Annotated in this window: 15 protein-coding genes; 11 read left to right on the forward strand and 4 right to left on the reverse strand. The window is 64.3% G+C overall.

Translation table 11 applies throughout. From position 1 onward, the window contains the following. Positions 1-7 precede the first annotated feature (7 nt). From NKJ78_RS04675 to NKJ78_RS04695, 5 genes are read left to right on the forward strand one after another with little or no spacing between them, the layout of a single operon-like run. Entirely contained in the window at positions 8-2,953 is a 2,946-nt protein-coding gene (locus NKJ78_RS04675) for a molybdopterin-dependent oxidoreductase (RefSeq protein ID WP_352562380.1), read from the forward strand. Then, positions 2,950-4,491 (forward strand): 6-hydroxynicotinate reductase, encoded by a 1,542-nt coding sequence (locus NKJ78_RS04680; protein WP_352460360.1) that lies wholly within the window; start codon positions 2,950-2,952, stop codon positions 4,489-4,491. Before NKJ78_RS04675 ends, NKJ78_RS04680 begins: the two co-directional genes overlap by 4 nt. After that, complete coding sequence (locus tag NKJ78_RS04685) at positions 4,491-5,375, forward strand: UPF0280 family protein (protein ID WP_023714548.1); 885 nt, start codon at positions 4,491-4,493, stop codon at positions 5,373-5,375. Before NKJ78_RS04680 ends, NKJ78_RS04685 begins: the two co-directional genes overlap by 1 nt. Continuing rightward, a complete protein-coding gene (locus NKJ78_RS04690; RefSeq protein ID WP_286440592.1) occupies positions 5,368-5,952 on the forward strand; it encodes an amino acid synthesis family protein in 585 nt (194 codons plus the stop codon). The genes NKJ78_RS04685 and NKJ78_RS04690 overlap by 8 nt, the downstream gene beginning before the upstream one ends. After that, on the forward strand, positions 5,949-6,410 hold the full coding sequence (locus tag NKJ78_RS04695; protein WP_023671294.1) for a MarR family winged helix-turn-helix transcriptional regulator: 462 nt from the start codon (positions 5,949-5,951) through the stop codon (positions 6,408-6,410). Before NKJ78_RS04690 ends, NKJ78_RS04695 begins: the two co-directional genes overlap by 4 nt. Position 6,411: 1 nt before the next feature. Here the strand turns inward: NKJ78_RS04695 and NKJ78_RS04700 are convergent, their stop codons facing one another. Then, positions 6,412-7,527 carry an aminomethyl transferase family protein gene (locus NKJ78_RS04700; RefSeq protein WP_352460359.1) on the reverse strand — a complete coding sequence of 372 codons (1,116 nt, stop codon included), beginning with the start codon at positions 7,525-7,527 and terminating at the stop codon, positions 6,412-6,414. 70 nt (positions 7,528-7,597) lie between these two features. Further along, positions 7,598-8,368 (reverse strand): ABC transporter substrate-binding protein, encoded by a 771-nt coding sequence (locus NKJ78_RS04705; protein WP_352460358.1) that lies wholly within the window; start codon positions 8,366-8,368, stop codon positions 7,598-7,600. Positions 8,369-8,622: 254 nt separating this feature from the next. On the opposite strand from NKJ78_RS04705, the gene NKJ78_RS04710 reads away from it, so the two are divergent. After that, positions 8,623-9,513 (forward strand): SGNH/GDSL hydrolase family protein, encoded by an 891-nt coding sequence (locus NKJ78_RS04710; protein ID WP_023736891.1) that lies wholly within the window; start codon positions 8,623-8,625, stop codon positions 9,511-9,513. A 22-nt stretch (positions 9,514-9,535) separates the two neighbouring features. On the opposite strand, the gene NKJ78_RS04715 is transcribed toward NKJ78_RS04710, so the two are convergent. After that, the gene (locus NKJ78_RS04715) at positions 9,536-11,218 is read right to left on the reverse strand and encodes a hydantoinase B/oxoprolinase family protein (protein ID WP_352562381.1); all 1,683 of its coding nucleotides are present in this window, start codon (positions 11,216-11,218) and stop codon (positions 9,536-9,538) included. 1 nt (position 11,219) lies between these two features. After that, positions 11,220-13,304, reverse strand: a complete 2,085-nt coding sequence (locus tag NKJ78_RS04720) for a hydantoinase/oxoprolinase family protein (protein WP_352460357.1) — start codon at positions 13,302-13,304, stop codon at positions 11,220-11,222. Between the two features lie 220 nt (positions 13,305-13,524). Here NKJ78_RS04720 and NKJ78_RS04725 point away from each other — a divergent pair, with 220 nt between their 5' ends. The 5 genes from NKJ78_RS04725 (at position 13,525) to NKJ78_RS04745 (ending at position 20,235) form a co-directional block, all read left to right on the forward strand. Then, the gene (locus tag NKJ78_RS04725; protein WP_023700427.1) at positions 13,525-14,352 is read left to right on the forward strand and encodes a ferredoxin--NADP reductase; all 828 of its coding nucleotides are present in this window, start codon (positions 13,525-13,527) and stop codon (positions 14,350-14,352) included. Positions 14,353-14,570: 218 nt separating this feature from the next. After that, positions 14,571-15,620, forward strand: a complete 1,050-nt coding sequence (gene deoC / locus NKJ78_RS04730; RefSeq protein ID WP_023703681.1) for a deoxyribose-phosphate aldolase — start codon at positions 14,571-14,573, stop codon at positions 15,618-15,620. A gap of 226 nt (positions 15,621-15,846) precedes the next feature. Next, complete coding sequence (locus NKJ78_RS04735) at positions 15,847-18,219, forward strand: aldehyde dehydrogenase family protein (RefSeq protein WP_023806230.1); 2,373 nt, start codon at positions 15,847-15,849, stop codon at positions 18,217-18,219. Positions 18,220-18,511: 292 nt separating this feature from the next. Then, entirely contained in the window at positions 18,512-19,243 is a 732-nt protein-coding gene (locus tag NKJ78_RS04740) for an SDR family oxidoreductase (RefSeq protein WP_023695912.1), read from the forward strand. A gap of 146 nt (positions 19,244-19,389) precedes the next feature. Next, positions 19,390-20,235, forward strand: coding sequence for a fumarylacetoacetate hydrolase family protein (locus tag NKJ78_RS04745; protein ID WP_023752475.1), 846 nt, complete (start codon positions 19,390-19,392; stop codon positions 20,233-20,235). Positions 20,236-20,313: the final 78 nt, after the last annotated feature.

The raw sequence follows: 20,313 nt of genomic DNA on the forward strand, positions 1-20,313 counted from the left end.
CTCCGAGATGATTGAAGCCCTGCCTGATCTCGTGCCGGGTTTCGGCCCCGAGCGCGTAGACATCGTCTTCGCGGTCAATGGCGGCGCCGTCTCGGTCAATGTGCCGCCGTTGCGCCGGCTGTCGCAGGTGTTGCGCGATGAATTGCAGCTGACCGGCACCAAAGTCGGCTGCGATGCCGGCGATTGCGGCGCCTGCACGGTGCTGGTCGACGGCGACGCCGTCTGCGCCTGCCTGATGCCGGCGGCCTCCGCAGCCGGGACGTCCGTAACGACCGTCGAAGGCCTCGCCGATGGCCTTCTCTCGGCGCTGCAGGCGTCCTTCCTGGCACATGGCGCCGCGCAATGCGGCATCTGCACGCCGGCGCTGCTGGTCGCGGCAACGGCGCTGCTGGATGGCACACCGAATCCGACCGAGACCGAGGTGCAGGATGCGCTGGGTGGCATCCTGTGCCGTTGCACCGGCTACAGAAAGATCATTGCGGCAGTGATGGATGCGGGACGGTTCGAGACGTCGACCGACGGCGCTGCCCCTCATCCGCCTGCCGGCACCTTCACCCCGTATAGTGACGGGGAGAAGGGAAGTGCTCCAGCGCCGACGCTCCCCTCTCCCCGTTCTTCACGGGGAGAGGGTAAGGGTGAGGGGCAGCGCCAACGTCATTCGTTGGAATTCAACTTTGAACGTAGAATGCCAACCACAGGGAATGCTGTAGGCGCCTCCCCGGTCCGGCTCGACGGCGTGCCAAAAGTCACCGGCGCTGAAAAATTCGGCGCCGATGCCTTTCCCGCCGATGCGCTGGCCGTGCTGGTGGTCCGCTCGCCGCATTATCATGCCGGCTTCGCCTTCGGCGACCTGGAGGGCTGGGTGAAGTCGCATCCCGGCATCGTCGGCGTCTTCACCGCCGCCGACATTCCGGGAAAAAACTGTTTCGGCGTCATCGGTCCGTTTGCCGACCAGCCGGCGCTGGCCGAAGGCTTTGCGCGGCTGCGCGGCGAGGCAGTGGCGCTGGTCGCCGGCGAGCGCGAGGCCATGCTCGATCTCGACCTCCAGGATTTCCCGGTCCGCTGGACCGAGCTGCCGCATTTTCTGCAGCCCGGCGACGCGCAGGCAGAAGGGGCGGCGCTCATCCACGCGAACCGCCCGGCCAATTTGTTGACCAAGGGCTTTGTCGAGCGCGGCGACCCCGAGGCGGCGCTTGGCGAGGCTGCCTTCACAGTGTCCGGTGCCATCGACACCTCCTATGTCGAGCACGCCTATATCGAGCCGGAAGCCGGCCATGCCTACATGGACGGCGACACGCTGGTCGTCGTCGCCTGCACCCAGGCCCCCTACATGGATCGCGACGAAACGGCGAAGGTGCTCGGTCTTGCCGTCGACAAGGTGCGCATCGTGCCGACCGCGACCGGCGGCGGCTTCGGCTCGAAACTGGACGTTTCACTGCAGCCGCTCATCGGCCTTGTGGCGCTGAAGACCGGCCGGCCGGCAGCACTGGCCTACACCCGCAACGAATCCATGATGTCGACCACCAAGCGACATCCCGCCGAGATGAAGGCGACCATCGGCGTAGATGCCGAGGGCCATGTCACCGGCATGGTCTTCACAGGCGATTTCAACACCGGCGCCTATGCCAGCTGGGGCCCGACCGTCGCCAACCGCGTGCCGGTGCATGCCTCCGGTCCCTATGCGACGCCGAACTACCGCGCCGAAGGCCGCGCCATCCACACCCACGGGCCGATTTCCGGCGCCTTCCGTGGCTTCGGCGTGCCGCAGGCGACGATCATGCAGGAGACGCTCTATGATGAGCTCGCCGGCAAGCTGGGCATGGACCGGCTCGATTTTCGGCTGAAGAACTGCCTTCGGAACGGATCCGAAACGGTTACCGGACAGCGACTGGAGTCGGGCGTCGGCATATTCGAGTGCCTCGACTCCTTGCGACCGCATTGGGTTCGCGCGAAGGCCGACGCAGATAAATTCAATACCGCCAATACGAGCAAACAACGCGGCGTTGGCGTCGCGTCCTGCTGGTATGGCTGCGGCAACACCTCGCTGCCCAATCCGTCGACCATCCGGGTCGGTATCTCGCCAGAGGGGGAGGTCATCCTGCATCAGGGCGCCGTCGATATCGGCCAGGGCTCCAACACCGTCATTGCCCAGATCTGCGCCGACGCACTCGGCCTGCCGCTGGAAAAATTCAAGCTGAAGAGCGCCGACACCGCGATCAGCCCCGACGCCGGCAAAACATCGGCCTCGCGCCAGACTTTTGTCACCGGCAAGGCGGCCGAGAAGGCCGGCCGCGCCTTGCGCGAAAAGATCCTGCGCTTTGCCAATGTCTCGGACAACGCGGCCCTGCAATTGGACGGCCCGGCGATCGTCATTCGTGAGGGCGAAGCCACTCGGCGTATCGATCTCGCCGCGCTCGATGTCGATGCGGACAGTTTCGTCTTTCGCGCCGAGGAGACCTACGATCCGCCGACGCTGCCGCTCGATGCCAAGGGCCTGGGCAAGCCTTACGCCGTCTATGGCTATGGCGCGCAGATCGCCGAACTCGAGGTCGACCTCAAGCTCGGCACGGTGAAGCTCTTGAAAATCACCGCCGCGCACGATGTCGGCAAGGCGATCAATCCGCTGCTGGTCGAAGGCCAGATCGAGGGCGGCATCGCGCAAGGCATCGGCATGGCGCTGATGGAGGAATACATCCCCGGCCGCACCGAGAATTTGCACGACTATCTCATCCCGACCATCGGCGACGTGCCTGAGATCGAGCACATTCTGATCGAGGTTCCCGATCCGGAGGGACCGTTCGGCGCCAAGGGCCTGGGCGAGCATGTGCTGATCCCGACCGCACCCGCCATCCTCAACGCCATACGCCACGCCACCGGCGTTCTCATCACCAAAGTTCCGGCGACGCCGGCGCGCATCCGCGCTGCTATCCGCGACAAGGAGGCGCGCCGATGAGCGAGCTTGCCGAACGCTTTGAAACCCACGATCCCGGCCAAAAGCTGGTGGCGGAAAAGATCCGCTGCGATGCCTGTCCGGTCATGTGCTACATCGCCGATGGCCGCACCGGCGCCTGCGACCGCTACGGCAATGTCGGTGGCCGCATCGTGCGTATGGACCCGCTGACCATCCTAGACCATGCGGCAGAGAGCGGCGCCGCGGTCGTGCCCTTCACCGCCGAGGGCGAGCAATGGGACGGCGAACTGGTCAACACCGGCCGACGCTTCGTCACTGCGATCGGCGCCGGCACCACCTATCCCGACTACAAGCCGGCCCCCTTCATCGTCAGCCAGGAGGTCGAGGGCGTCGACCTCGTCACCGTGGTCACCGAGGGCATTTTTTCGTACTGCGGCGTCAAGGTGAAGATCGATACCGACCGCCATCTCGGTCCCGAAACGGCAATCGTGCGCGCGCAAGGCGAGCCGATCGGCCACGTCACGACAGGCGAATATGGCTCGCAGATGCTGTCGCTCGGCGGCGTGCATCATCTGACCGGCGGCTCCAAGGCCGAGGGGCGCGCAACCTGCGACGCGATGCTCAGTCTGTGCAATCGCAAGCCGGTCGAACTGACCATCGATGGCGGCGCCACCATCACCGTCGAAGCCGGCAAACCACCTGTCATCGACGGCAAGCAGGAACACCGCATGCGGGTCGGCTGCGGCTCGGCCACCATCGGCATGTTCGCCACGCAATGGCGCGGCCTTGTCGACGAGGTGGTGGTGGTCGACGACCATATCACCGGCGTCGTCTCCGAGCATCAGGCCGGCAAGGTGCTGGGCTGGCAGGATACCGGCATCAAGATCATCGGCCGCCGTTCGACGCCGGGCCGCTATTTCAAGGTTTCCGAGCCCGGCCTCGGCTGGGGCGGCACCTCGATTTCCGACCCGCTGTCGATCCTCGGCGAATGGAACGCCAAGAAGGGCGCCCGCCCCGGCCTGTCGCTGCTGATGGTGTCGACCACCGGCGAGCAGTTCGCCTATTACGAGCTCGACGACGAGTTGAAGCCGGTGGAAAAACCGTTCCCCGAGCGGCTGCAGAAATCGGTCGGCCTGATCGAGGACAATTGCGAGCCGGCGCTCTGCACCGTGCTGTTCATCGGCGGCGCCGGCGGTTCGCTGCGCGCCGGCGTCACCGAAAACCCGGTCAATCTCACCCGCTCGGTGCAGGGCTTGAATACCTATGTTACCGTTGGCGGCGCGCCGGTCTATGTCTGGCCGGGCGGCGGCATCACGCTGATGGTCGACGTCATGCGCGTGCCGGAAGGCGCCTTCGGCTATGTGCCGACGCCGGCGCTGGTGGCGCCGATCGAATTCACGCTACGCCGCGACGACTATGTCCGGCTGGGCGGCTACGAGGCCGAGATACGCAGCGTCGAGGATATCGTTGCCAAAGGCGGCGAATATCTCAACCCGCGCCGCGGCTCAGGCGCCGAGGCCCACAATCCATGGCCGCCGCTGGCGCAGTTGCGCCGCGTCGGCTCGAACGGGGCCTCTTGATGCAAGGCCCGCAAGTCCACTGGCTGCAGGACGGCAAGCGGCTGCACCTCAACCACGGGCCGATCGACCTGATCGTCGAGGCCTTTGGTGAGGCGGCTGAGTGTCGTGCCGCCTACGATCAGGCGATCGAGCGCTTCCAGACGATCCTGATCGAGTTGGTCGAGGAGCTTCCCGAATTGCGGCTGCCGGCATTTTTCCTGGCGCCGCGCACTTTCGCCGGCCCGACCGCGCGGCGCATGGAAGCAGCCGTCATGCCGTTGGCGGAATGCTTCATCACGCCGATGGCCGCCGTCGCGGGATCGGTAGCCGACGAAATGCTCTCGGCATTGCTTGCCGGTCGCAAGCTCGACCGGGCCTATGTCAACAATGGCGGCGACAGCGCCCTCCATATCGGCAAGGGCCAGTCGATGAACCTGGCGATCGCCGGCACCGGCAACGGCATGGCCGACCGCCTCACCATTCGCTCGGCGGACGGCGTGCGCGGCGTCGCCACCAGCGGCTGGCGCGGCCGTTCGTTCTCGCTTGGCATCGCCGACGCCGTCACTGTGCTGGCGCGCACCGGCGCCGAGGCCGATGCGGCGGCGACACTCATTGCCAACGCCGTCGACCTGCCCGGCAATCCCGCCATCAAGCGCATTGCCGCGCAGGAACTGGCGCCCGACAGCGATCTCGGCGCACGGCTGGTGACACAAGCCGTCGGCATGCTCGCGCGTGACGATGTGGAGCGGGCGCTGGACAATGGCCTTGCCGTCGCCGAAGATTTTCGCCGGCGCGGCCTGATTGCCGCATCGGCGCTGTTTCTAGGTGGGGAAGCGCGCATCAGTGGTTCCATGGCGCTTGCCGCGCCCAACAAAAATCCAGGGAAGGAAGTTGCCCATGCCTGAGTTTCCGATCCGCAAGATTGCGGTTCTGACCGAAGAGATCTTTCATGATGGCGGCCCGGCCGCAGCTGTGCCGCGCCGCCGCGCGGCGGCCGTGGCGCTGGTCAAGAACCCGTTCGCCGGCCGCTACGTCGAAGAACTGCAGAGCGCCATGGACGATCTGAAGCCGCTTGGCCTGCTGCTCACCGACAAGCTCATTGCCGCATTGGGCGGCGACATCAAGCAGATCGACGCCTACGGCAAGGGCACCATTGTCGGCTCGTCGGGGGAGCTGGAGCACGGCGCGCTGTGGCACGTTCCTGGCGGCTACGCCATGCGCGAGCGGCTGGGCGACGCCAAGGCGATCGTGCCGTCGGCAACCAAGGTCGGCGCCTTCGGCTCGCGGCTTGACGTGCCGCTCGGCCATACCAACGCCGCCTATGTCCGCAGCCATTTCGACGCCATGGAGGTCGGCCTCAGCGACGGGCCGCGTGCCGACGAAATCCTGTTTTGCCTCGCCATGAGCTGCGGCCCGCGCGTGCATGACCGCATGGGCGGCCTGGCTGCAGGCGACATCAAGGTCTGGGATGGCTTGCGATGAGCGGCGGGGACAATCTGCTGAAACTGGTCGAGGCCGAAGAGCCCGACGAACATGATTACCGCCTGCAGGAGCAGGTCGGCTTCATCCTGCGCAAGGCGCATCAGCGCCATGTCTCGATCTTTGCCGCCCAGATCAGCGACCTGACGCCGCCGCAATTCGCTGCACTCGCCAAGCTGCACGATGTCGGCGAGACCTCGCAGAACCAGTTGGGAACGCTGATCGCCATGGATGCGGCGACCGTCAAGGGCGTGATCGACCGGCTGAAGGCGCGTGGCCTGGTCGACCTGACCAAGCATGAGGTCGACAAAAGGCGCCTGCTGGTCAACCTCACGCCAGAGGGACGCGAGGCGATCGAACGGCTGATCCCGTTGGCCCGCGCCATCACCCAGGAAACGCTGGCGCCGCTGACGGCCAAGGAAGCGGCCACGTTTATGCGGCTGCTAGCGAAGTTAGCCTGACTTAGGCCCGCAGCCGAGCGCCTTCAGGATCGAAGAATGGCATCGGCGCCACCACCGCGCGGGTCGGCTTGCCGTCGATGTCGATGCTGAGTTCGGTCCCGATGGCGGTGAACGGCAGCCGCAAATGCGCCGTCGCCAGAACTTTGCCTAAGGAATAGCCGTGATCGCTGTAGGTGACGACGCCGGCATCCTCGCCGTCGGCGAAAACCCTGGCATCCGTCGCGGCCGGCTTGTCACCGTCGAGAATCAGCCCGGTCCAGCGTTCGTCGAGCCCCTTGTCGCGAATTTTGAGCAATGCCTCGCGGCCGATGAACTCGCCCTTGTCGAACTTGATCCAGCGATCGAGCCCGACATGGAAGGGCGTACGGCTCTCGTCCATGTCGATGCCATGCGCCGGATAGGCCTTTTCCAGCCCGAGCGTGAACATGGCCAGCACGCCGTATGGCTTCAAGCCGAAATCGCCGCCGGTCCGCACCAGCGCGTCCCAGACGGAAGTCGCCTCGTCCGCCGGCACGAACAGTTCGAAGCCGAGCTCGCCGGTCACCCCGGTGCGTGAGATCAGGACTTTGGTCTCGCCGACGCGCCCTGAAGTGAACGCCCAGCGTTTCAACTCATCGAGATCGGCATCCGAAACCAGTGCTTTCAGCAGCTCGCGTGAACGCGGCCCCTGTATCGTCGGAAAGGCGACGGCCGCCGTGATGTCGGTGACATAGGCCTTTCGCGCTTCAGCATGATGTTGCAGCCAGGGCAGCATCTTCAGCCGGTTGACCGAGCCGGTCACCAGCATGAAATGCTCAGGCGCCAGCCGGAACACGGTGAGGTCGTCCATGATGCCGCCATCGTCGCGGCAGACGGTGGAATAGCGCACCTGGCCGGGGCTCATCGCGGCCGCATCGTTGACGATGATGTGGTTGACCAGCGCCTCGGCTTCCGCCCCCTTGATGTCCATCTTGCCCATGGTGCTGAGATCCTGCACGCCGACATTCTTGCGCGTGTTCAGATGCTCGTCGGCGATGCCGGAATAAGTTTTGGCCGAGACGAAGTCGCCGCCGACCCGGCCCATCGTGGCGCCGAGGCCAACGATGCTGGTGTAGAAAGGGGAGCGCCGCTCAACCAAGAAACTTCTCCGTCATCTCATGAAAACGGCAGCGCCTGATGGCGCTGCCGAGGTAGGAGCGGTGAAGGGGTTAACTTCCGTAGACGTCGAACGAGAAGTATTTGTCGTTGATTTCCTTGTACTTGCCGTTGGCACGCAGGGCGTCGATGGCGGCATTGAACTTGTCGGTCAGTTCCTTGTTGCCCTTTTGCAGGGCGATGCCGACGCCGGGTCCATGAATGGCCGGATCGGCGGTCAGCGTGCCGAGCAATTTGCAGCAGGCGCCGTCGGGCTTCTTCAGCCATTCGGTCAGGATGATCGAGCCGTCCATCATCGCGTCGAGCCGGCCATTGGCCATGTCGGTGTGGGCGTCGTCGCCGGTCGGATAGGCCTTGACGGTCGAGCCCGAGTAATTCTTCTCGGCGAAATTCTGGTGGATGGTTGCGCTCTGCACGCCCAGCACCTTGCCCTTCAGATCGTCCGGCGATGTGCCGGCGATGGTCGAATCCTTCGGCACGGCGATGGCCGGCGGCGTCTGGTAATATTTGTGGGTGAACTCGACCTTCTCGGCCCGTTCCGGCGTGATGGTGATGTTGATGATGGCGTCGAACTTGCCGGCCTGCAGCGCCGGAATGGAACCATCGAAATCCTGTACGGAGAATTCGCACTCGGCCTTCATCTCGGCACACAGCGCCTTGCCGAGGTCGATGTCGAAGCCGCCCAGCGTGCCGTCCGAATTGGCATAGTTGAAGGGCGGATAGGCGCCCTCGGTCCCGATCCTGAGTTTCTCGGCGGAGGCAGCACCGGTCCCAAGCAGCAGGGCGGCGGAAGCGGCAAGCACGAAACGACCGAAAAGACGCATGTTCCTGATCTCCGTTGACTAAGCAATTCCAGGGAAGGTGTTGGCGGTTTCCCGTCCGGAATTGCGCGAAAACAAGGATAGAAGTCTATGGTCTTTTGCAGACTCCACGGAGACGGAAACGACATGCTCTGCGGCGATCACGGCGCGGCAAGCCGTCCTTCCCCAGGAATCTTACTGTGATCTAAATTACAGACCGATCATGGACATCGGCGCATGCTCAGCCGGACATAGGCGGTCATGGGAGGGACCTGGGGATGGACCAGCAGGAATTCGTGCAGGAAGCCGCGCAACGGCGCATCGACGACGACATCGCCAAGCGCATCAGGGTTCACCAAGCCAACATCGAGCGGCTCGAAACCGCAAGGGAAAGCGCCGGCAATCTCGAGGCGGCCGTCGCCAACCGGCCGCTGGTGATGCTGGCGCAGGGCGATTCCTGGTTCGACTATCCGCTCACCGGTAACGGCTTTCCGTTCGTCGACACCGACGTGATCGCGCAGCTGCGACGCATCGGCTCGATGCCGCCGACCATCCTCAACCTTGCCCATCATGGCGATGCGGCGACCGACGAGATGTCGCTGCCCAAGCAGCAGCGCATGATCGCCGCCCTGCGCAACAAGGCCAACTGGCTGGACGGCAAGCCCGATGCCATCCTGTTCTCTGCCGGTGGCAACGACATTGCCGGCGACCAGTTCTGCATCTTCCTCGACTTCAATGACGGCCACGCCCCCGGGCTGAACAAGAACCGCTTCACCAAGGCGCTCGGCATGGTCGAGGCCTGCTATCTCGATTTGTTCGCGCTGCGCGACCGCGTCGCGCCAGGCGTGCCGATCTTTGGCCATTGCTATGATTTTCCGATCCCGAACGGAGCGCATCCGTCCTGTGTCGGCCCGTGGCTGAAACCGTCGCTCGATTTCTGCAACTGGACGGTCGCCAAGGGCACGGTCATCGTTCACGACGCGCTGGCGGCGTTCCGCGATGTGGTGAAGCGCCTGGCTGACGATCCCAACAACAATTTCCATCTGGTCGACACGCAGGGAACGTTGAAGGTGGCCGACTGGGCCAACGAACTGCATCCCGATCCCGCCGGCTTCAAGAAGATCGCGCAGAAATTCGCCGATGCGCTGAAGGCCAAGCTGCAGAGCTGACGCGGCTCGGGCCTGTCGGCTGTCAGGTTCCGAACAGCTCTTTGGCTTGTTCATCGGTGTAGTAACCAAGCCTGATGTCTTCGGCGACCAGTTTCGGGTCGCGCTCACGCGGATCGCCATAGCCGCCACCGCCCGGTGTGCCGACGCGCACGCGGTCGCCGGCCTTGAGCGCGATGTCCTGCTCCTTGGATAGATGCGGCGGCACATGTGCCTCGCCGTCGCGGAACACGGTCACCGTGTTCACCGCGCCGTCCTTGCCGCCGAGCGCGCATTGCGGGCCGAAACGGCCATGGTCCATGACGAAGGACGCGCGCGCTTCGCCTCGCAAGATCTCGACCTCATAGGCGAGGCCGAAGCCGCCGCGCTGCTTGCCGGCGCCGCCCGAGCCTTCGCGCAAGGCATAGTGGCGGTAGAGCACAGGAAACGCCTGCTCCATGATCTCGACCGGCGGTGATTTGGAAATGCCGATGGTCGAGCAGCCATTGGTCAGGCCGTCATGGCCGGAATTGCCGCCATAGCCGCCGCCGGAGATCTGATACATCACATAGTCGCGGCCGCGCGCCGGATCGTTGCCGCCCAGCGCGAAATTGCCGCTGGAGCCGGCGGGCGCGGCCGTTACCTTTTCCGGCAGCGCCTGCACCATCGCCGCGAACACCGCCTCGGCGATGCGCTGCGAGACTTCAGCCGCACAGCCGGAGACGGGACGCGGGTATTTGGCGTCGAGGAACGTGCCTTCCGGCCGCTTGACGATCAGGGGCTCGAAAGCGCCGGCGCTGATCGGCACATCAGGGAAAATATGGCGCATGGCGAGATAGACCGACGACAATGTCGTCGCCAGCACGCTGTTCATCGGCCCCGCGCATGGTTTTGACGAGCCGGTAAAATCGAAGGTCAGCGTGTCGCCCTGCTTCTCGACCGCGAGCGCGATGGTCAGCGGTTCGTTGACCACACCGTCCGAGTCGACAAAGGCCTTCGAACTGTATGTGCCGTCGGGAATGGCGGAGATGTTGGCGCGCATCTGCTCGGCGGCGCGGCGACGCAGTTCGGCGATCGCCCCGACGACAGTTTCGTCGCCGTAACGATCGAGGATTCCATTGAGCCGGTCCTGACCGATCAGCAGTGCTGCGGCCTGCGCTCTTATATCGCCGATGCGCTGGTCGGCGACGCGGATGTTGGAGCAGATGATGGCGTAGATTTCGGTGTCGAGCACGCCCTTCTTGAACAGCTTGACCGGCGGCAGCCGCAGGCCTTCCTGCTCGACGGCTGTGGCGGAGGCGGAGAAGCCGCCCGGCACCGAGCCACCGATATCGGGCCAGTGGCCGGTATTCGATAGCCAGCAAAATATCTTGCCGTCGCGGTAGGCCGGCATGGCGAAGCGCACGTCCATGAGATGTGTGCCGCCGAGATAAGGATCGTTGACGATATAGATGTCGCCCGGCTCAGGCGGCAGGCAGCGGCCGTTGGCGATCATCTCGATCACAGTCCTGGTCGAATACTGCATGACGCCGACGAACACCGGCAGGCCCTGGCTGCCTTGTGCGATCAACGAGCCGTCGACGGCGGAGTAGATGCCGTCGGAGCGGTCATTTGCTTCGGCGATGACAGGCGAGAAGGCAGCGCGGGAGAAAGTAAGATCCATCTCGTCGCAGACCTGCTGCAAGGCTGCCTGCAGGACCGAAAGCGTGATGGCGTCGAGCTTTTGCATCTCAGGCCTCGCCGATATCGATGATGATGTTGCCGTCGGCGTCCGATCTTGCGCGGTCGCCGGGTTCGAGCACGGTGGTGGCGTCCATCTGTTCGAGGATCGCCGGCCCTTCGATGACGGCATCGGGCGGCAACTTTTCGCGTGCGTATATCGGCGTATCGTGCCAGCGCCCTGCGTACCAGACAGGCCTTGTTTCGCGCAGCGCCTCGTCTAGCGTCTTTGTACGTCCGGCCGGGTCGATCAGCCGTGACAGGTCGATCGCCGGCCGCACGCCCGTCACCGACGTGTTGAGGTTGACCAGATTGGCGCGGATCTCCGGCAACTCGACCTTGAAGCGGGCGAAATAGGCTTTTTCGAACAGCGCCTGCAACTCTTGCCTTGTCACCGATGAAGACGGCAGCGCCACGTTGATGATGTGGGTTTGGCCGACGAACTGCATGTCGGCGGAATGCGTGACGCGGATCGTTTCCGGCTTCACCGCTTCCTTGCCGATCAGTTCCTCGCCTTCCCCGCGGTGACGTTCCAGCACCTCGCGAAGCCTGGCTTCATCGAGCACGGCGACCGGCTGGTTGATGGTGTTGACGAAGTCATGGCGCAGATCGGCCACGACGCAGCCGAGCGCATTGGTGATGCCCGGACGCGCCGGCACCAGCACACGGGGCAGGCCGAGTTCGCGCGCCAGGGCGGAGGCATGCAGCGGCCCGGCGCCACCGAAGGCGAACAGCGCGAAATCGCGCGGATCATGGCCGCGCGACACCGAGACCATGCGGATGGCGCCGGCCATTTTCATGTTGCCGAGCCGCAGGATTGCACCCGCCGCCTCGACGCCGGAGAGGCCGGTGGCCTTGCCTATTCTGTTCTCGAAAATGCCGGTGACCCGCTCGACGGTGACCGGATTTTCGACCGCCAGCAGTTTTTTCGGCGCCAGCCGTCCCAGCACCAGATTGGCGTCGGTGATGGTCGGCTCCAGGCCGCCGCGGCCGTAGCAGATCGGACCGGGATTGGCGCCGGCACTTTCCGGGCCGATCTGGATCAGGCCGGCCGCATCAACGCGCGCGATCGAGCCGCCGCCGGCGCCGACCGTATGCACCGCCACCATCGGCACATGGATCGGCATCGCATATTCGATCTCGATCTCGTTCGAGACGGCGGGCTCCGCATTGCGGATCAGCGCCACATCGGTCGAGGTGCCGCCCATGTCGTAGGTGACGAGGTTTTCAAAGCCGGCACGCTTGCCCGTATAGGCGGCGGCGATGACACCCGAGGCTGGTCCGGACATCACGGTCTTGGCCGATTCCCTGGTGACGAAACGGGCCGAGATCATGCCGCCATTGCCGTTCATGATCAGGAAGTCGCGGGCGTAACCTTTGGCGGCCAATTCCTTGCGCAGCCGCTCGACATAGCGCTCGAGGATCGGCTGCACCGAGGCGTTGACCGCGGCGGTCACGCCGCGCTCGAATTCGCGGGCTTCCGACAGCAGCGCATGGCCAGTCGTGATGTAGCCGTTCGGCCAAAGCTCGGCGGCGATTTCGGCCGCGCGCCGCTCATGCGAAGGGTTGGCGTAGGAATGCAGGAAATGGATGACCAGGGACTCGCAGCCGGCCCCGATCAGCGTCTTCACGGCGTCGCGCATCTCGGCCTCGTCGAGCGGCGTGCGCACCGCGCCCGACGCCTCGACGCGCTCCGACACTTCGAGCCGGAGATCGCGCGGGATGATCGGAACGAAGCTTCCGGTCATGCCGTAGGGCTGCGGCCGTGTGCGGCGGCCAAGCTCGATCACGTCGCGAAAACCGCGCGTGGTGATCATGCCGGTTTTCGCCAGCCTGCGTTCCAGCACCGCATTGGTGGTGGTGGTCGTGCCATGCACGATGAGGTCGATGCCGTCTATGGCAAAGCCTGTGGCGCCCAGCGCTGAAACCACGCCGAACGCCTGGTTGTCGACCGTCGTCGGCGTCTTGGCGATATGCACCTTTCCGCCGTCATTTCCGTCGATCAAAATGAGGTCGGTGAAGGTTCCGCCAACATCGATGCCGGCAACGACGTGACCCAGGGAATCCGGTTGTTGCACCGAAAAATTCTCTTTCATTGTCGAAATCCGAAATGGCGGAACTACGAATATGCCGCAGTTTGGAAAGCTGTTTTAGCGTGGTATCTTGACACAAATATCGTTTGTATACTAATAAATTTGGGACACAAGAGCTCACTGCTTTGGAGTGTGTGAACGGCTCGCCGGGACCTGAATGGTCTGGGCGCGCAGGAAACGGTTTGGCGCCCGCACAGGCGTGGGCAAGACAGAGTTGGATTTGATGAACACCACATCCGCACTCAACACAGCCGGCGCCCGTCCGCTGCAGTTTCCGATTCCGGCCAATGTCTATGCCGAAACCGTCGTCTCGGTGAAGCATTACACCGACCGCCTGTTCTCGTTCCGCATCACCCGTCCGCAGTCGTTGCGCTTCCGCTCCGGCGAGTTCGTCATGATCGGTCTGCCCAATGCCGAAAAGCCGGTGTACCGCGCCTATTCGGTCGCCAGCCCGGCCTGGGACGAGGAGCTGGAATTCTTCTCGATCAAGGTGCCGGATGGTCCGCTGACCTCCGAACTGCAGAAGATCCAGGTCGGCGACACCGTCATCATGCGCCAGAAGTCGACCGGCACGCTGGTTGTCGACGCGCTGACCCCGGCAAAGCGCCTGTTCATGATCTCGACCGGCACCGGCATTGCGCCCTTCGCCAGCCTTCTGCGCGACCCCGATACCTACGAAAAATTCGATCAGGTCATCCTGACCCACACCTGCCGCGACAATGCCGAACTGACCTATGGCCAGGAACTGGTGGCCGCGCTCGAGAACGATCCCCTGATCGGCGAACTGACCGGCGGCCGCGTCACCCTCTACAATTCGACGACCCGCGAAGAATCGGCGCGCATGGGCCGCATCACGGCGCTGATCGGCTCGGGCAAGTTCTACGCCGACCTCGGCATCGAGAAGCTCAATCCGGAGACGGACCGCATCATGATCTGCGGCTCGATGCATATGCTGAAGGACGTCAAGGAAATGGCCGAAGGCCTCGGCTTCCATGAGGGCTCGCTCAGCCATCCCTCGACCTTCGTCGTCGAGCGCGCTTTCGTCGGCTGACATCAGCAGGCGCCTCGGCGCCTGCTTCTCGATTGGAATTTTGACCATGCGGTCAAAATTCAGCTGCTTTCGCCGCCTTTTTCCGCTATGACCGCTTGAAGGACTCGTGAAGCGATGCTTCACGGGCTATCTTCGGTGTGCGTCGCCTAAAGCCGCCGTGCGGTCCGGGAGCAACGACACGCACCACGACGTAAAATCGTCGAGCGAAAGGGCAGGAGATGAGCAGCACAATCCGCGAAGCCGATCTCGGCGCGTCCAAGGTCACGCCGCTGCCGGCGCGTGCCGCAGCCAACACGCCCGTTCCGCAATCGCATGGCATCGCCCGCAACACCGGCATGCGGCTCGATCTCGGCTTCATGGAATCGGTGCGCTCGGTCAATCGCTCGGCGCTGGAGCGCCGCGTCGCCAGCCTGACCAAGCGTCGTTCGATCAAGGCCGACAACCAGGCGGCATGGCTGCTGCGCGCCGTCTCCTGCATGGATTTGACGACGCTGAATTCCAACGACACCGAAGAGCGCGTGCGCCGCCTGTGCGCCAAGGCGATCAACCCGTTCCGCCGCGACATCGTCGAGGGGCTTGGCATCGAGGGCGAAAAAATCCGCCCGGCGGCGGTCTGCGTCTATCATCCATTCGTCGCGACGGCTGTTGATGCCGTGCGCGGCACCGGCATCCATGTCGCCGCCGTCTCCACCGCTTTCCCGCACGGCCTTGCGCCGCTGTCGACCCGCCTGCAGGAGATCGAGGCATCGGTGCGCGACGGCGCGGACGAGATCGACGTCGTCATCCCGCGCGGCCTGGTCTTCGGCGCCAAGTGGCAGGAGCTCTACAACGAGATCGTCTCGATGCGCGAAGCCTGCGGCGATGCGCATCTCAAGGTCATTCTCGGCACCGGCGACCTCGCCACGCTGCGAAATGTCATGCTAGCCTCGATGGTGGCGATGATGGCCGGCGCCGATTTCATCAAGACCTCGACCGGCAAGGAAAGCGTCAACGCCACGCTGCCCGTCGGCCTTGCCATGGTGCGCGCCATCCGAGCCTATTTCGAGGAGACCGGCTTTCTCATCGGCTTCAAGCCGGCCGGCGGCATCTCTACCGCCAAGGCCTCGCTCGACTGGCTGGTGCTGATGAAGGAGGAGCTCGGCCGGCCCTGGCTGGAGCCAGACCTGTTCCGCTTCGGCGCCTCGAGCCTCCTCACCGATATCGAGCGCCAGCTCGAGCATCATCTGACCGGGCATTATTCGGCCAATCACCGCCACGCAATGGCGTGAGGCGGATGAAGGCCTTGAACGTCGTGTTCCTTCGCGCCTCCCTCTGTCCTGCCGGACATCTCCCCCACTTGGGGGGAGATTGGCTAACGTCGGCGATTTCGCCAATTGTCGACGTTTCAGAGCCGACAGGCGCGAAGGCTAATCTCCCTCCTTGTGGGGGAGATGTCCGGCAGGACAGAGGGGGGCGCCACAGAGCGCCTGCCAAGACGATTATCTGGAGCGCGTCATGAACATTCTCGAACGCTATCACGCCATGGAATACGGCCCGGCGCCGGAAGCCCGCACCGAGGCCGATGCCTGGCTTGCCGGACGCGATTTCGGCAAGGCGCTGTTCATCGACGGCGGCTGGAAGGCAGCAGGCGGCGGCAAGACCTTCGAGACCAGCGAACCCTCATCCGGCAAGCTGCTGGCCAAGATCTCCGATGCCGGCGCCGCCGATATCGACGCAGCCGTCGCCGCAGCCACCAGGGCGTTGCCGAAATGGTCGGCATCCTCGGGCTACCAGCGCGCAAAAGTGCTTTACGCCATTGGCCGCGCGATGCAGCGTCATCAGCGCCTGTTCGCAGTGCTTGAGTCAATCGACAACGGCAAGCCGATCCGCGAAAGCCGCGACATCGACGTGCCGCTGGCCATCCGCCATTTCATCCATCATGCCGGCTGGGCGCAGGCGCTGGACAAGGATTTCCCAGGCCACAAGGGTGTCGGCGTCGTCGGCCAGATCATCCCATGGAATTTCCCGCTGCTGATGCTGGCCTGGAAGATTGCGCCGGCGCTCGCCGCCGGCTGCACGGTGGTGCTGAAGCCGGCCGAGTTCACGCCGCTCACCGCCATCCTGTTTGCCGAGATCTGCGAGCGTGCCGGCGTGCCCAAGGGCGTCGTCAACATCGTCCAGGGCGGGCCGGAAGCGGGCGTCGCCATCGTCAACCATCCCGGCATCCAGAAGATCGCCTTCACCGGCTCTTCGGAGGTCGGCAAGATCATCAGGAAAGCCACGGCTGGATCGGGCAAGAAGCTGTCATTGGAGCTTGGCGGCAAATCGGCCTTCATCGTCTTCGAGGACGCCGATCTCGACAGCGCCGTCGAAGGACTGGTCGACGGCATCTGGTTCAACCAGGGCCAGGTCTGCTGCGCAGGCTCGCGGCTTCTGGTGCAGGAAGGCATTGCCGACGCGTTGATCGCAAAGGTCAAGGTCAGGATGAGCCGGCTTCGCGTCGGCAGCCCGCTCGACAAGAACACCGATATCGGACCGCTGGTCGACGCCACACAGCTCGACCGCGTCAAGGGCCTGGTCGCAGAAGGCGCCAGACAGGGCGCCGTCTGCTGGCAGCCCGACGCGGTGCTGCCGTCTTCCGGCTACTACCACCTGCCGACGCTCGCCACCGGTGTTTCGCCGGCAAATATATTGGCGCAGGAAGAGGTGTTCGGCCCGGTTCTGGCCACCATGACCTTCCGCAACACCGAGGAAGCGGTCGAACTCGCCAACAACACGCGCTATGGGCTGGCCGCCTCGGTGTGGAGCGAAAACATCAACCTCACGCTGCATGTCGCGCCGCAGCTGAAGGCCGGCGTCGTCTGGGTCAACGGCACCAACATGTTCGACGCCGCCTGCGGCTTCGGCGGCTATCGCGAAAGCGGCTTTGGCCGCGAGGGCGGGCGCGAGGGCATGTTCGAGTATCTCTCGGCAAAGCTGCCGCTCGGCCCGGTGATCAAGCCGACGGCGGCTTCGGCGCAGCCGGTCGAGCAATCGGATGGCGGCGCCATCGATCGTACCGCAAAGCTGTTCATCGGCGGCAAGCAGGTGCGGCCCGACGGCAATTATTCGCTGGCGATAGCCACTGCCAAGGGCAAGCTCGCCGGCGAAGTCGGTCTCGGCAGCCGCAAGGACATCCGCGACGCCGTTGCCGCCGCCCGCGCCTGCAAGGCCTGGCCGGAGGCGACCGCCTACAATCGCTCCCAGGTGCTATATTATCTCGCCGAAAATCTGTCCGGCCGTGCCGGCGAGTTTACCGCACGCTTGACCGAACTGACCGGCGCCAACGCCAAGGCCGCGCGGGAGGAAGTGGAACAATCGATCGAGCGCCTGTTCCTCTATGCCGGCCTTGCCGACAAGTATGAGGGCAGGGTGCATCAGCCACCGGCCCGCGCCGTCACGCTCGCTTTGCACGAGCCGGTCGGCGTCGTCGGCATCGTCGCCCCGGACAGCGCGCCGCTGCTCGGCTTGATCTCCCTGATCGCACCTGCGCTTGCCATGGGCAACACGGTGGTGGCCGTGCCGTCGGAAAAATACCCGCTGCTCGCCACCGATCTCTACCAGGTGATCGAATATTCCGACGTTCCGGCAGGCGCCATCAACATCGTCACCGGCCGCACGGCGGAGCTTGCCGGCGTGCTGGCCAAGCATGACGATGTCGACGGGCTCTGGCTGTTTGCCGATGCCGACACTTGCGCCAAAGCGGAGGCCGATTCCATCGGCAATCTCAAGCGCGTCTGGACCGGCAACGGCCGCAGCCTCGACTGGGCGTCCGACGAGGCCGCCGGCGATGCCCTGCTGCGCCGCGCCGTCGAAGTGAAGAACGTCTGGGTGCCATACGGCGACTAATGCCGCCGAAGCGCGCTGTGCTTGAGTGAACCATGGCAGCGTGACTCGTTGTCCGGTTGTCATACATGTTGTTGCATCAGAGCAAGCGATGTGCATTACATCAGCCGTCGCGAAGGTGATCGCGTTCGGGCTTGACGCTTGGACATGTGTTCTTTAACCAGAAAAAACATTTGTTATTTAAGGACTGATGGATTGTGCAGGCCGCATAGTCGCGCCTGTCTGGCACAGGACGCCCCAGTCAGCCGGCAGTAAATCGGGCCGAGCAGTGGCCAAAGAGGGCGAGGAGAAACGCATGGCGGATCTAGCAGGCAAGGTCGTTGTCGTCACCGCGGCGGCACAAGGCATCGGCAGAGCGAGCGCATTGGCCTTCGCCAAGGCAGGTGCCATCGTGCACGCCACCGACATCAACGAGGCGCTGCTGGCCGAACTCGCCAAGACCTCCGGCATCAAGACCCGCAAGCTCGACGTTCTCAACGACGATGCGGTGGCATCCGGCTTCGCCGAAATCGGCCGCGTCGACGTGCTGTTCAACTGCGCCGGCTTCGTCCATTCCGGGTCCATCCTCGAGATGAAGGATGCCGATCTCGACTTCGCCTTCAACCTCAATGTCCGCGCCATGATCCGCACCATTCGGGCGGTACTGCCCGGCATGCTGGAGCGCGGCGATGGCTCGATCATCAACATGTCGTCCGTCGCCGGCGCCGGCAAGGGCGTGCCCAACCGCTTTGCCTATGGCGTCTCCAAGGCGGCCGTGATCGGTCTCACCAAGGCGGTTGCCGCGGACTATGTCGCCAAGGGCATTCGCTGCAACGCCATCTGCCCCGGCACCGTCGAGAGTCCGTCGCTGCAGGACCGCATGCATGCGCAGGGCGATTACGAGGCGGCCCGCGCAGCCTTCATTGCCCGCCAGCCGATGGGCCGTCTCGGCACGCCCGAGGAAATCGCCGACCTTGCCGTCTACCTCGCCGGCGCCACGTACACCTCGGGGCAGGCCTATAATATCGACGGCGGCTGGTCGATCTGAGCATAGTCTCGATACGCAGGTTCCGGGTCGACCAGTCCTAAAGTCCGGCTTGCCCCAGGTCGCATCCGTTAGCCAGAGTCGGCCAGTCCTCGTCGCTTTGGCAGAGTGAGTTGAAAACGGCCTTGGGCCGCAATTTGGAGAGCAAGATGAAACTGCTGCGCTATGGCGAGATAGGGAGCGAACGCCCCGGCCTGCTCGATGCGGATGGAACGATCCGCGATCTTTCGGGTCATGTCGCCGACATTGCCGGCAAGGCGCTCGATCCGGCGTCGCTCGATGCGCTATCGAAGCTCGACCCGAAGTCGCTGCCGGCCGTACCCGGAAGCCCGAGGCTTGGCGCCTGCGTTGCCGGCACAGGAAAATTCATCTGCATCGGCCTGAATTATTCCGATCATGCCGCCGAAACCGGCGCCACCGTGCCGCCGGAGCCGATCATCTTCATGAAGGCGAGTTCGGCCATTGTCGGCCCCGACGATGATGTGCTGATCCCGCGCGGCTCGGAAAAGACCGACTGGGAGGTTGAACTCGCCGTGGTCATCGGCAGAAAAGCCAAATATGTCAGCGAGGCCGATGCGCTGGATTATGTCGCCGGCTATGCCGTTGCCCATGACGTGTCCGAGCGAGCCTTCCAGGCCGAGCGCCAGGGCCAGTGGACCAAGGGCAAGAGCTGCGACACGTTCGGTCCGACCGGGCCGTGGCTTGTCACCAAGGACGAGGTTGCCGATCCGCAGAACCTCAAAATGTGGCTGACGGTCAACGGCAAGACGATGCAGAACGGCTCGACCAGGACCATGGTCTACGGCGTCGCCTATCTCGTTTCCTATCTCAGCCAGTTCATGTCGCTGCATCCTGGCGACATCATCTCCACCGGCACCCCGCCCGGCGTCGGTCTCGGCATGAAGCCGCCGGTGTTCCTGAAGCCCGGCGATGTGGTGGAACTGGGCATCGAGGGGCTCGGCCAGCAGAAGCAGACCTTCAAGGCGGATGCCTAGCCGCCTCTGCCCTTAGAGCGTTTCACCGTTTGCCGGCGAAACGGTCTATCTCTTTGTTTGCCGGGCGGCTGGCGCCTC

Source organism: Mesorhizobium sp. M0037 (assembly GCF_040323635.1).
Classification (GTDB): Bacteria; Pseudomonadota; Alphaproteobacteria; order Rhizobiales; family Rhizobiaceae; genus Mesorhizobium.

Coding starts and splice junctions, on each gene's coding strand:
- NKJ78_RS04745 (WP_023752475.1), top strand. CDS start 19,390: ATGAAACTGCTGCGCTATGGCGAGATAGGGAGCGAACGCCCCGGCCTG.
- deoC (WP_023703681.1), top strand. CDS start 14,571: ATGAGCAGCACAATCCGCGAAGCCGATCTCGGCGCGTCCAAGGTCACG.
- NKJ78_RS04690 (WP_286440592.1), top strand. CDS start 5,368: ATGCCTGAGTTTCCGATCCGCAAGATTGCGGTTCTGACCGAAGAGATC.
- NKJ78_RS04735 (WP_023806230.1), top strand. CDS start 15,847: ATGAACATTCTCGAACGCTATCACGCCATGGAATACGGCCCGGCGCCG.
- NKJ78_RS04685 (WP_023714548.1), top strand. CDS start 4,491: ATGCAAGGCCCGCAAGTCCACTGGCTGCAGGACGGCAAGCGGCTGCAC.
- NKJ78_RS04720 (WP_352460357.1), bottom strand. CDS start 13,304: ATGAAAGAGAATTTTTCGGTGCAACAACCGGATTCCCTGGGTCACGTC.
- NKJ78_RS04675 (WP_352562380.1), top strand. CDS start 8: ATGATTGAAGCCCTGCCTGATCTCGTGCCGGGTTTCGGCCCCGAGCGC.
- NKJ78_RS04695 (WP_023671294.1), top strand. CDS start 5,949: ATGAGCGGCGGGGACAATCTGCTGAAACTGGTCGAGGCCGAAGAGCCC.
- NKJ78_RS04705 (WP_352460358.1), bottom strand. CDS start 8,368: ATGCGTCTTTTCGGTCGTTTCGTGCTTGCCGCTTCCGCCGCCCTGCTG.
- NKJ78_RS04710 (WP_023736891.1), top strand. CDS start 8,623: ATGGACCAGCAGGAATTCGTGCAGGAAGCCGCGCAACGGCGCATCGAC.
- NKJ78_RS04715 (WP_352562381.1), bottom strand. CDS start 11,218: ATGCAAAAGCTCGACGCCATCACGCTTTCGGTCCTGCAGGCAGCCTTG.
- NKJ78_RS04725 (WP_023700427.1), top strand. CDS start 13,525: ATGAACACCACATCCGCACTCAACACAGCCGGCGCCCGTCCGCTGCAG.
- NKJ78_RS04680 (WP_352460360.1), top strand. CDS start 2,950: ATGAGCGAGCTTGCCGAACGCTTTGAAACCCACGATCCCGGCCAAAAG.
- NKJ78_RS04740 (WP_023695912.1), top strand. CDS start 18,512: ATGGCGGATCTAGCAGGCAAGGTCGTTGTCGTCACCGCGGCGGCACAA.